This is a genomic window from Oribacterium sp. FC2011 (genome assembly GCF_000701645.1).
Taxonomy (GTDB): domain Bacteria; phylum Bacillota; class Clostridia; order Lachnospirales; family Lachnospiraceae; genus Oribacterium.
This window is the reverse complement of sequence record NZ_JNJM01000038.1, coordinates 1-12,496: the sequence shown is the minus strand read 5'-3', so window position 1 is coordinate 12,496 and position 12,496 is coordinate 1. Positions and strand designations below refer to the sequence as shown.

Annotated in this window: 9 protein-coding genes, 1 tRNA gene and 1 rRNA gene; 3 read left to right on the top strand and 8 right to left on the bottom strand. The window is 40.9% G+C overall.

Annotated elements, in window-relative coordinates:
* Both T357_RS0117535 and T357_RS0117525 read right to left on the bottom strand, forming a co-directional pair.
* A 16S ribosomal RNA gene (locus tag T357_RS0117535) occupies nt 1-80 on the bottom strand; the annotation flags it as partial.
* Between the two features lie 580 nt (nt 81-660).
* Nucleotides 661-1,851: a pyridoxal phosphate-dependent aminotransferase gene (locus T357_RS0117525; protein WP_031555383.1), complete on the bottom strand. Its 1,191-nt coding sequence runs from the start codon at nt 1,849-1,851 to the stop codon at nt 661-663.
* A gap of 396 nt (nt 1,852-2,247) precedes the next feature.
* Here T357_RS0117525 and T357_RS0117520 point away from each other — a divergent pair, with 396 nt between their 5' ends.
* Both T357_RS0117520 and T357_RS0117515 read left to right on the top strand, forming a co-directional pair.
* The gene (locus T357_RS0117520) at nt 2,248-3,705 is read left to right on the top strand and encodes a nicotinate phosphoribosyltransferase (protein WP_031555381.1); all 1,458 of its coding nucleotides are present in this window, start codon (nt 2,248-2,250) and stop codon (nt 3,703-3,705) included.
* A 180-nt stretch (nt 3,706-3,885) separates the two neighbouring features.
* Nucleotides 3,886-3,957, top strand: a tRNA-Gly gene (locus T357_RS0117515).
* A gap of 295 nt (nt 3,958-4,252) precedes the next feature.
* On the opposite strand, the gene T357_RS0117510 is transcribed toward T357_RS0117515, so the two are convergent.
* The 3 genes from T357_RS0117510 to T357_RS0117500 all read right to left on the bottom strand — a co-directional run bounded on the left by T357_RS0117510 (nt 4,253) and on the right by T357_RS0117500 (nt 8,756).
* Nucleotides 4,253-6,022, bottom strand: a complete 1,770-nt coding sequence (locus T357_RS0117510; protein WP_031555379.1) for an ammonium transporter — start codon at nt 6,020-6,022, stop codon at nt 4,253-4,255.
* Between the two features lie 443 nt (nt 6,023-6,465).
* A complete protein-coding gene (alr, locus tag T357_RS0117505) occupies nt 6,466-7,638 on the bottom strand; it encodes an alanine racemase (protein ID WP_031555375.1) in 1,173 nt (390 codons plus the stop codon).
* Nucleotides 7,639-7,907: 269 nt separating this feature from the next.
* Nucleotides 7,908-8,756, bottom strand: a complete 849-nt coding sequence (locus T357_RS0117500) for a zinc ribbon domain-containing protein (protein ID WP_031555371.1) — start codon at nt 8,754-8,756, stop codon at nt 7,908-7,910.
* A 377-nt stretch (nt 8,757-9,133) separates the two neighbouring features.
* Between T357_RS0117500 and T357_RS0117495 the strand changes: the two genes are divergently transcribed.
* On the top strand, nt 9,134-10,048 hold the full coding sequence (locus T357_RS0117495) for a DMT family transporter (RefSeq protein ID WP_031555366.1): 915 nt from the start codon (nt 9,134-9,136) through the stop codon (nt 10,046-10,048).
* A 182-nt stretch (nt 10,049-10,230) separates the two neighbouring features.
* Here the strand turns inward: T357_RS0117495 and T357_RS0117490 are convergent, their stop codons facing one another.
* From T357_RS0117490 to T357_RS0117475, 3 genes are all read right to left on the bottom strand, one after another.
* Nucleotides 10,231-10,692: an RpiB/LacA/LacB family sugar-phosphate isomerase gene (locus T357_RS0117490; protein ID WP_031555362.1), complete on the bottom strand. Its 462-nt coding sequence runs from the start codon at nt 10,690-10,692 to the stop codon at nt 10,231-10,233.
* Between the two features lie 71 nt (nt 10,693-10,763).
* Complete coding sequence (locus T357_RS22095; RefSeq protein WP_197027372.1) at nt 10,764-11,786, bottom strand: NUDIX domain-containing protein; 1,023 nt, start codon at nt 11,784-11,786, stop codon at nt 10,764-10,766.
* 479 nt (nt 11,787-12,265) lie between these two features.
* Nucleotides 12,266-12,496: CAP domain-containing protein (locus T357_RS0117475; protein WP_031555352.1), on the bottom strand; the 231-nt coding region annotated here is incomplete at its 5' end.

Genomic DNA, 12,496 nt, shown 5'->3' with positions numbered 1-12,496 from the left:
TCATCTCTCGCTCGTTCGACTTGCATGTGTTAGGCACGCCGCCAGCGTTCATCCTGAGCCAGGATCGAACTCTCATATTAAATACGAAAGAGATTTCTCTCTTTTAAGTTCTTCCCGTTCAGAACTAAAAGCTTGGCTTTATTTGTTCTGTCCGTTTTCTTTACTGCGATTGTATTATTCGCTTTAGACCTTTTTGGTCTCGCTTTAGATCTTTATCAGATCCTCCGCTTCTGAATCTTCTTTATAGAATCTTCAGGGTCTGTGTATTAATCGATCTTTGATTTTCAAGGTTCTGTTGCCCTCATTCCTCAGAACTGATGTTCCGTGTCTCTTGAGTGCTCACATAATATATCAACTCCCGGGACAGTTGTCAAACACTTTTTTGAAAAATTTTTGTATCTATATCTGTACATCTTTACCAATTTAATACGTAACATAAAATCAACCGGAGCCAGTGGTTTCCAATTGAAATCCATCACTGACTCCGGTCTGCTTTTATTACCTCTGATAATTTAACTATTTAAACACTTGTAATTGCAATAACAAATGTACAGAATTCCATCCTCTCTACATCTGTGTATCGGATCTAAACGTAGAACAATTTACATTTATAAAATAGTTGATATTTTATATACCTGTTAAAATCTTTACTTCTATTCTCTATTTAAAGTACTCTTCTGCCAGCTTTTTGAATGCCGGTATAGACCGTTTTATCATGTCATGGGATACACAGTAAGCGAGTCTGACATATCCCGGACATCCAAATGACTTTGCCGGAACCAGAATGATATGATATTTCTTGCCCATTGCAACAAAATCATCCTCTTCAGGTGTAGGCGACTTGATAAGCATATAGAATGCCCCATCAGGTCTTACAACTTCAAAGCCCATCTTTGTCAGCTCTTCATATAGAAGTGTTCGATTCTTATCATAGAATTCAAGATTTGCCGGAATATCCAGACATCTTGCAACTACCAACTGGAAAAGGGACGGTGCATTGATATAGCCAAGACAACGATTGGCTACGACCAGTGCCGAGATCACCTCATCATAATAGTCAATATTCTTTGAAACCGCCATATATCCGATTCTTTCCCCCGGAAGCGAAAGAGTCTTACTGAAGGAATAGAGGAAAAAACTATTCTTTATGATATTGGGAATATATGGAACAGTCTGCCCGCCGTAAACAAGCTCACGATAAGGTTCATCTGCAATAACGTATATCGGGTGTCCTATTTCCTTCTCAGCTTCTACAATAATATCATTGAGTTTTCTGAGAGTTTCTTCTGTATATACAACACCCGACGGATTATTCGGGTTATTGATGATTATGCACTTGGTTTTTTCATTAATAAGTGGTCTGAGTGCCGCGAGGTTAAGCTGGAATGTTTCTGTATCCGCAGGAACCACAACAAGATTGCCTCCGAAATTACATACATAACTTCTGTATTCACCAAAGAAAGGCGCAAATGTTATCACCTCGTCATCAAGTCCCAGGAGACTTCTGAATATACAGTTCATTCCGCCTGCAGCACCGCAGGTCATGATTATATCTTCTGCATCATAGTTCATTCCGTTTTTTCTGTTAAGACTGTCCGCAACAGCCTTTCTAACATCATTAAAACCTGCATTCTTCATATATCCATGGACAATGTTTCCATCGGTGTTATCCAGGATATCTTCGATGGCATCACGAACTTCATGGGGCACAGGCGACGCGGGATTTCCGAGACTGAAGTCATAAACATTATCAGCTCCTACTTCTGCCGCCATCTGCAGACCTTCTTCAAAAAGCTTCCTTATAGTAGAGCTTCCGGCTACCAGACGTTCCATATTCTTTGATATAACCATGATTCAGAACCTCTCTTTCAGATATTATCATTGATTATAGCATCACAGAATGTAAAACTGAATATTGATGCTTATTAAAACTCGTCTGTTATTAGATTTTTATTTTATATCTATCATTACCGGATTAATAACTTTTCCTTTTATAATCATATATTCTTAACTCTCCGTAAACTCACCGATATTTAGAATATTTCTGCCAGGAAAATATAATTTATACAGTTAAATGGATTCTGTTTTTTTACTCAAACGCATGATCATATTGGAATACCTAACTATTTATTTATAATATCTATTATTTCTTTTGCCGATTTATGTTGCCCTCAGGGCTACAAATGATTAAAATAAGCGTTGTTACTGTATTTTATTAAGGACAATTTAGTCCGGATTGGAAATAATATGAATCGTATAAATGACAGGCGTAATGTTTCCATGATGATGGATCTTTATGAGCTCACCATGGCCAATGGTTATTTTTTGGAAGAAAAAAATGATACAAAAGTAGCATTTGATGTTTTTTATAGGAGAAATCCCGATCAGGGTGGTTTTTCTGTTTTTGCAGGTTTGGAGCAGATTCTTCAATATCTTGAAGACATGCATTTTGAGGATGAGGATATAGCCTACCTGAGAAGCCTCAATCTATTTGATGACAGATTTCTGGACTGGTTAACGGATTTCCATTTCCATGGTAATGTTTATGCCTTCCCTGAAGGAAGCATTATTTATCCTAATGAGCCGATAATTACAGTTGTGGCTGATCTTGTTGAAGCTCAGCTTATTGAAACCGAGCTTTTGACCCAGATCAATCATCAGAGTCTGATTGCAACAAAAGCACGCCGTATAGTAAAAGCCGCAAACGGCAGAGCCGTATCTGATTTCGGTGCAAGACGTGCACACAATAATGATGCAGCAATTTACGGTGCAAGAGCTGCTGTTATCGGCGGTGTAAACAGTACAGCAACCGTCTCCGCAGGACAGTATTTTGATATCCCTGTTGGCGGCACCATGGCTCACAGCTGGGTAATGTATTTCGGTGATGAATTAACGGCCTTCAGAAAATTCGCAAAAATCTACCCTGATAACTGCATACTTCTGGTTGATACCTATGATGTTTTGGATTCCGGTATTCCTAATGCCATCACTGTATTTAAGGAAATGAAGGAACAGAACATTAAATCAAAGAGTTTTGGTATACGTATCGACAGCGGAGACCTTGCATATCTTTCAAAAGAAATCAGAAAGATGCTCAATGAAGCCGGATTCCCTGATGCAAAGATCGTTATTTCCAACAGTCTCGATGAGAATACCATGACTTCTATTCTCGCTCAGGGTGGTCAGGTAGATGCCTTTGGTGTCGGAGAACGTCTGATCACATCCCGTTCCGAACCTGTTTTCGGAGCAGTCTATAAGCTTTGCGCCGTTGAAGAAGATGGGGTGATGCAGCCTCGTATCAAAGTTTCTGAAAGTGTAGACAAGATAACCAATCCCGGACTCAAGGAGGTTTATCGTATTTACAACGAAGAAGGTCGTGCCTTCGCAGATATGATAGCCAACAAGGATGAGGTTGTTGATCTTTCCAAGCCTTACAGGTTTGTGGATCCGTTAAAACCTTGGAAGATTCGCAGATTCGAAAACTGTACCGCAAAGAAAATGCAGAAACTTGTTATGGAAAACGGAAAGAGAACTGAGCCAGAAGTTCCTGCAAAGGAAATAGCTGCTTATGTAAAGCACCAACTTTCAAACGAAATCTGGGAAGAGGAACAGAGATTCGAGAATCCTCACATCCATTTCCTGGACATGACTCCTAAGTACTATGAGATGAAGATGGAAATGCTTTCAAAGGATGACAACAATTGAAACACATAAGATGGCATCTTCATAAAGAGTATGATATATTCTATAAACAGGATGACAACAACCAAAAACACATAGGATGACATCTTCTAAAAACAAGATGCATCCACTAAAAATAGGTGTTGACACGCGTCTGTACGACGAGTATAATCCTCTTTGTTGGTCAGAAAAAACCAACAGAGTGCGCGAGTAGTAGAGTGGTACTACGTCGCCTTGCCAAGGCGAAGATCGCGGGTTCGATCCCCGTCTCGCGCTTAGAAAAGCTCGGTTTTCACCGAGCTTTTTTTGCGCCATTAATAATGATCGAACCCGCTCGCGGGTCCGTCTCGTCTGCCGACTCGGTCGGCGCTATGCACGTGCCAAAGGGCACGTAGCGCCCCCGTCTCGCGCTCGACTTTTTAAGAAGGAATCGTTGAGAAATCAACGGTTCCTTTTCTTTTTATCTAAGTTTCCTGTTCGGTCGACGCTAAAAAAGCCCGGCACATTCAACCGGGCTTTTTAACGTCTGACCCAATCAAGGATATCCTCGAGGGGTTCTATCATTTATAGCTTATTCTACATCTGCGAGAGCAAGAGCGCCTTCTTCTCCTGTTCTGATCTTAACAACATTATCAAGTCTGTAAACAAAGATCTTACCGTCACCGATATGGCCTGTGTAAAGAGTCTTCTTTGCCACCTCTATAACATCCTTAACAGGAATCTTGCTGACTACGATCTCAAGCTTGATCTTAGGAAGAAGTGTGGCATCCATTTCTACGCCTCGGTACATTTCACCGGATCCCTTTTGAACACCGCAGCCCATAACCTGTGTTACAGTCATACCGGTTACACCGAGGTCATTCATGGCCTTTCTGAGTTTATCGTAACGTGATAACTTAGCAATGATAGTAACTTTATAAATACCGCTTTCCGTATGAGAAGGGGCAGATACAACCTGAACAGCTGCTCTCTTCTGGAACTCTGAAGCTTCTTCGTATTCACTTACACCGAGATCTGTATTCTCATTTACAGACATGCTTAAGGTGTTGGATATATCCATGATGGAGAAGCCTGAATATGCAGAAGCAAGACCATGCTCTGTGGAGTCAAGTCCGCGAAGCTCCTCTTCCTCAGTTACTCTGAGACCAATAAGGGCTTTAATAGCAAGGAAGGTTCCGGTGATAGTTACTGTTGTCCATAATGCTGTCGAAAGCATTCCGACCAACTGGATTCCAAGTAACTTAAATCCGCCGCCATAGAAAAGACCTGTCATTACATTTCCGGCTGAATCTGCAATGCTGTAGCCGGGAGCGCTGCTTGTTGCAAACAAACCAACAGCTATGGTACCCCACATACCATTTAAGCAATGAACCGCTACGGCACCTACAGGATCGTCAACGTGAAGTCTGTAATCCAGGAACCATACACCGAAACATACCAGAAGTCCTGCAACCGAACCGATGATTATAGCACCAAATGCATCTGTGACATCACAAGGTGCGGTGATGGCAACAAGACCTGCGAGGGAAGCATTGAGACACATGGAGATATCCGGTTTTCCATACTTAACCCATGTAAATATCATACATGCAACTGTAGCAAATGCAGGTGCAATGGTTGTTGTGGTAAATACTGATCCGAGCTGCTCTATGGATGTACATGCAGCTCCGTTGAAACCATACCATCCAAACCAGAGAATGAAAACGCCAAGTGCGGCTGCTACGAGATTGTGTCCTGGGAAAGCATTAACCTTGACGATCTTTCCGTCATCGTCCTTTGTGAACTTTCCGATTCTGGCTCCGAGTATAGCAGCACCGATTAGAGCCGAGATACCGCCAACCATGTGAATACAGTTTGAACCTGCAAAATCGTGGAAACCGAGCTGTGAGAGCCAGCCGCCGCCCCAGGTCCAGTGAGCTTCTATAGGATAGATCACAGCAGATATAACTGCGGAGTATACACAATAAGACAGGAACTTGGTTCTTTCTGCCATAGATCCGGAAACGATGGTTGCGGTGGTAGCACAGAACACAAGATTGAATACGAAATTTGACCAGTCAAAATTTGCATAATCTGTGATAATGTCGAATCCCGGTTTTCCGATGATACCTATAAAATCCTCTCCAAGGAAAAAGCTGAAACCTATAAGGATGAACACGACAGTACCGATACAGAAATCCATCAAATTTTTCATGATGATATTTCCTGTATTCTTGGCTCTGGTAAATCCTGCCTCACACATTGCAAATCCGGCCTGCATCCAAAACACAAGGGCCGCGCCTATCAAAAACCATACTCCAAATACACTGGAATCTATAGCCTGTAAAATATCCTGACTCATAACATTCTCCTCTCCCCTTCATGCACAAAGAGCAGTCTTTTTATTATGGCGAATTCGCCTTAATCAGAAATCTCCCCTTCACGCACAAGGGGCAGCACACTATCTTTTAGTATGCTGCCCCTTTGCACATATGTCTTAAGTTACAAGTTGATACATCCGCGGTTTGTATCTTTATAAAAGAAAAGGCATCTCGGAGATTTCTCCAAGACGCCTTTGCCTTTATGTATGTGAATTTTAGACCATTGTCAGATACATGTCAAGCTGATCGGATGTTTTTCTGATGTAATTATTTCTCATCACATACATAACCCTGACTTATAGCCAAAACACAACAATGACACATTTCGTTATGCATAGATAAGACAAATCAACCTTTTACACCTTAGATCTCAATGTTTCTTCAAATTAATGATCATACAACGTTAACTGTTTTAAATGAAAAATCACATCCTGAGCATCAGTTCCCTGAAGACAACATTACCGTCAGATATATAAACTCTGTGAACACGTTTACTTACGGCACATACGATTTCGTAGGGAATGGTGCCTGCCATTTCTGCCATCTTCTCTATAGGATTGTTTGCTCCAAAAATTTCAATTTCACTTCCGACTCCAACATCCGGCTTGTCTGTCAGGTCGATCATGCACATATCCATGCAGATACGTCCGCGAACTTCAGCCGGTCCATCAGCAGTCATGACACTGTATTTATTGGAAAGTGAACGGAAGAATCCATCAGCATAGCCATAAGGAACAACGCCGATACGGGTTCTGTCCTTTGTTGTTGTGAACAGTCCGCCATAGCTGATTTTTGTGCCCGCCGGATATATTTTTATAGTGCTGACTGTGGTTTTCATGGTCATAATAGGCTTTAATCCAAGTCTCTTCGCATAATCTCCATAGCCATAAAGCAAAAGACCCGGACGCACCATATCAAGATATGTTTCCGGATAATCCACAGTTGCACCTGTATTTGCGCAGTGGCGAATTTTGAACTTCATTCCGGTCTTCTTTTCCACTGCATCAATGATGTCAGTAAAAAGTTTAAACTGATGCTTAGTGTACTCTACGTACTCTTCGCCGGCCTCATCTGATACTGCAAAATGTGTGAATATGCCTTCAGGCTCAAGACCCGGAAGTTCACAGGCATCAACTATACCGTCAACGCCATGCTGAAAATAATCTCCTTCACATATATATCCAAGTCGAGACATTCCCGTATCCACCTTGATATGTATCTTCAGGGTCTTGCCTAGTCTTAATGCCTCCTCGTTGTATTCTATTGCTTTTGCTTCACAGGTTACTGCCTGGGTAATGTTGTAGGAAATCAGTCTGTCTACCTGCTCCTTTGGGGTATGTCCGAGGATGAGGATAGGCATGGTGACATCATTAACTCTCAGCTCCATGGCTTCGTCAATGCTGCTGACCGCAAGATAATCCGCTCCGAGGCTCTGGAGCTTTGATGCTACCTGAACTGATCCGTGGCCATAAGCATCCGCCTTTACGACACCGAGAAACTTAACGTTCTCTCCTATGTATTCTCTTATTTTTTTGTAATTATATGCAAGATTGTCGAGATTGATCTCGGCCCATGTTCTTTTCAATGTGGATGTCATTATTTCTGAAACTCCTCTCTAAAAGTTTCCTTTTTATTCACTATATCAGAACCGTCATCTTATAACTATGTTCGGAATCCGGAACCTACGATTCTTCAAAAAACAGACCGGGCTGTAATTCCCGATCTGTTTCTAAACATTATCAATTATAAAAGTTTCTCGGAAAAAGTCCAATAATTTGTTTTTACTTCATAAAAACTATTAACATCTTCACAACGGTTCATCCGAAAAACATATCCTGTTTACCTTGATATCTATCAAAAACAGAATCAGCTGACTTGCTTTGCATTCCTACAATGTTCAATGAGGAAATTCCGGACAAAATCAAAATCAGCTTCATCAACGTAGATCTGGTTATGGTCTAATGTCTCGTTAACATAAATCACATTATGTCTTCTGTCGGACTTAACCTTCTTTACGTGATCATAAACAGAGGTCGAAGCAGTCTTTGTTGCGGCAAGCATACCGGTTCCGGCTCTTCCTAAACTTCCTGCTGCAAGGCCTGCAGCGGCTGTGAGCCATCCCATCGCCTTAGCCTTATCAAACTGATTCTTCATCTGCCTGTGTTCTATTTCATTTTCATTCATGGTAAAAAGCACCATGTATCTAAAGCCATAGGACTTCGCAACTATTAAGTAAGCCACCACGCTGAGGAATGCCATGAAAAGCATGACGAGAACCAGGCCCCCGATAAATTCTGCAAGATCATCAAGATCAGGAAGATCGAAAAAGTCTCCATCCATAATCCGGAAAAACATTACCAGAATCATTACAATCGCACAGGACATTAAAAGCACTTTCCAAACGGTTATAAGAATCGTGGGATTTTTGATCATGTCGAACTCATATACCCAGCGGTAAGCGCCGTCGGGACAGAGATAAATGTTTTCGGTAACCTTTTGTCCTTTGATGTCTTCTTTGCTTTCAATTCCCTGATACCCCTGGTTCATTTTTTGAAATCCCTGGGCAGATTGAATTTCCCCGGTTCCGACCGGTGCTGTTGTTTCAACCGATGATATTTTTCCGGCCGGTGCTGCCGCAGATTTAACCTGTGCACCGCAAAGCGGACAAAACCTGGTATCGTTACTAATTTCATTCCCACAATTTTCGCAGAACATATATCATCCCCCTCTCATCATCTATTAATGTTACTATTTGAAACCATGATATCCTTAATACAAATGCAGATTATATTGACTCTATACAACCCACCGATGTAGATAAAAGACTATTCAGCTTCTTGCAAAAGATATTTTTTACATTATTCATTATAAGAAACATTTTACCAAATTTCCAAAAAGATAACCACAGCAATTATAGCCATTCATAGTTTAAGGCTGTAACTTTTCGTGATATGATACTAGGAATCCGGTTTTTTTCGGGTTCCCGAAAAATCGGTCTGCAAATATTATCTGACCAGAATACGGAGACATTTCTCACTGATGCCCATAGGCAAGTCTATGAGTTTCCCGCCCCGAAAACGAAAGGAATTTTTATGACAGAACAATTTAAAGGTAACCTGATGCTTCTCATTGCTTCGCTTATATGGGGATCTGCTTTTGTGGCTCAGAGTGCAGGAATGGAATTTGTGGGACCTTTTACCTACAATATGTCAAGAAGCTTTATTGGTCTTTTGGTACTGATCCCGGTTACAATATTCTTCCGAAAAAGAAGGACCAAATATCACCCTTTATCAGAAGAAAAGCGAAGGCTGCTAAATAAGAATTCTCTGATCGGTGGTATATTCTGCGGCTTAGTATTGTCAATTGCAAGTAATCTCCAGCAAGTCGGACTAAGCAGCACCACAGCAGGAAAGGCAGGCTTTATAACTGCACTTTACATAGTTATAGTTCCGGTTATAGGACTTCTTCTCGGAAAAAAAGTTACAAAACTCATTTGGTTCTGTGTTTTCACTGCAATCACCGGATTTTACCTTTTATGTATAAAGGAAGGTTTTGCCATAGGAAAAGGAGATATCCTCTGCCTGCTTGGTGCTTTCACTTTTTCAGCCCATATTTTGGTTATTGACCATTTTTCAACAGGATACACAGATGGTGTAATGATATCCTGCGTGCAGTTTGCCGTTGTTGGGTTAATGTCTATGCTCCTGACAATACTTTTCGAAACGCCTTCTTTTGCTGCTATTTGGGAAGCCAAACTTCAGATACTTTACTCCGGTATTCTTTCCAGCGGTGTTGCTTATACGCTCCAGATTCTGGGACAGCGAACAACAAATCCCGCCATTGCTCCTCTAATCATGAGCATGGAATCTGTATTTGCGGTTTTCTTCGGATGGCTCATTCTCCATGAGACCATGACTCTCAGGGAAATGCTGGGATGCATTATTGTTTTTATAGCTGTAGTACTTGCACAGTTGCCGACTAGCAAAATGACTGAACATGAGGAATAGAACTACATTAAAAGTCCCCATCGGATTAATTCCGATGAGGACTTTTATGCACCTTGGTGTTCCATGATTCCATATGATAAACTTACAATTGCAACTCTTTTAATCAGTCCCAAGGTCATCATTCCATCTGCCCTAATTCATAGAAAAATTTTGTGTTGACGATTATCATAATCTTGAAGTTATTATTTTACCGGAACACAATGCTTATCGTTGATATCACATACCTTTTGAACCCTTCTGCGATATTTTTCTTCCATGAGAGGTTCTGTAGTGAGCCATTTCTTAACTACTTCCATCGCCATAAGACCGCCAATGATCTTCGCCCCAAGACAGAGAATATTCGAATCCGTATGCTCTCTTGCAAGAGTTGCGCAGAGCGGATCTTGACATACTGCCGCATAACAGCCGTTTATCTTATTTGCTATAAGTGCACTTCCATAACCTACTCCGTCGCAGAATATTCCCCGGTCACAATCTCCTTTTGCAACTGCCAGTGCTGCCGGATAAACAAAGTCCGATAAGTCACATGACTCCTTATCATATGTTCCAAAGTCCTTTACTTCATGACCCTGCGATATGAGATAAGCTTTTATCTCCTCTTTCATCTCTGTTCCTGCGTGGTCGTTTGCCATTGCTATAGTCATAGTAATCCTCCTTAAGAAATCATCTATACATGCGTTATTTTCCTTTTTTTCCTTTTTTACCCTTTTTAAAATCATATTCTTTTAAGATATTCCATTACAAGTTTCAAGCCGTCCAAGGGCACACAAAATGTACCGTTCCTGTGAACGCAGCCCTCATAAACCTCATCTATATCAAACCACTTTACGTTTTCGACCTCGCTTTCCTGTAGAACAAGCTTTGTCTCATCCACAGGTTCATCATAAATATAGACAAAAGCCACCTCGTTATCACGGAACATCTTCCCGTGGAATTCTTTCTCGTATTTTATCCGGAATTTGCCGATTAATTTGAACTCGCAATCCTGCTGTACTTCTATGCCTAGTTCTTCTTTTAATTCTCTGGCTGCAGTCTCTAAAGGTGTATCTCCCGCCGGAATATGACCGGCAGATGAAGTATCGTACATAGATGGAAATGAATCCTTATCAGCACTTCTCTTCTGTAATAACACCTGATATGAATCACCATTTTTTCTTACGATCCAGGAATGTGCGGTCCTGTGTAGTATTCCTTCATCATGCGCCTTGGATCTTGACACAGTCTTTCCTGTAGGAAAACCTCGTTCATCTGTGATGTCAAATTGTTCTTCATTTGTTGTACTGCTACCGTCTATTCCTGTTAGCTTTCTATCGTTTAAATCGGTTTTCTCCGGAATAGGATACATCAAAGCAACATTAATGATATGTCCGATGTTCTGATCTCCCGCAAAACGGGTTCTGTCCGTAAAATCATGATAGAGACTAAGCCATTCAAGGGGATTTGTTTCTTCTTGAAGTTCAATGTCCTTTTCAAGAACTCCCACATATATTTCCAGGATAAACTGCTGGTTATAATATGTGAAATCCATCAGTCGGTACAGATCTATATCCTTTGGACTGATCCCGGTCTCTTCCTGAAGCTCACGGTATGCAGCTTTCTCAGAAGACTCTCCGGCTTCAACCTTTCCGCCAACGAAGTTGTAAAGGCCCCTATATGGATCCTTTTTGCGTTTACAGAAAAGAATAGAATCCTTAGTCTTATTGAATACAACTATGCAATTGAAATGTTTAAATTCCATATAAATGTATAACCCTCAAATAATGGAGAAGTACAAAAAATAGAATTGTGCTGGCTATAGCACCGACAATATATGTTATCGTCAGTGATGCAAATGGATTCATTTTATCCGGCACAGACTTTGCACAGATCTGATAAACCACATTTGAAAGGATTACCAGAGAAATTGGCCATAAACAGCTGAACATATTAACTTATCTCCTTTTTACGCATTACAGATATTCCTCCGGACAAATTTAATCTATGGCTCCTATCATACCATTAATGTCAGCATATTTATATGCCCACGTAGTATCTACTTAAGTCTGTTTATTTTTGATAGATGAGATAAGAGGCTGTTCATAAATAATCTGAACAGCCCCATGCGTTTGCCCTAAAGGGATTATGGATATAAAAAACTCTACCGGATCAATTCCGATAGAGCCTTTTAAGTACATAGAATTTATTTATAAGGAGAGGTTTATCATTATATTCTTTTTATCAGATTCCGAATTCCTGTGCCCAGTATGTTCTTCCGTTCTGAGTTGTTGTTGAGATTGCGCAAGTTGTGAAGTCAGGCTTTAAGATGTTTGCTTTGTGTGTAGGTGATGCCATCCATGCGTTTACTACTTCGTCTGCTGTGTTGTAGCCTTCTGCAAGATTCTCGCCGTACTGAAGATCTGCATTTACTGTGTACCAGTCTGTTCCGTCCGGTCTTGTGTGTGAGAACTT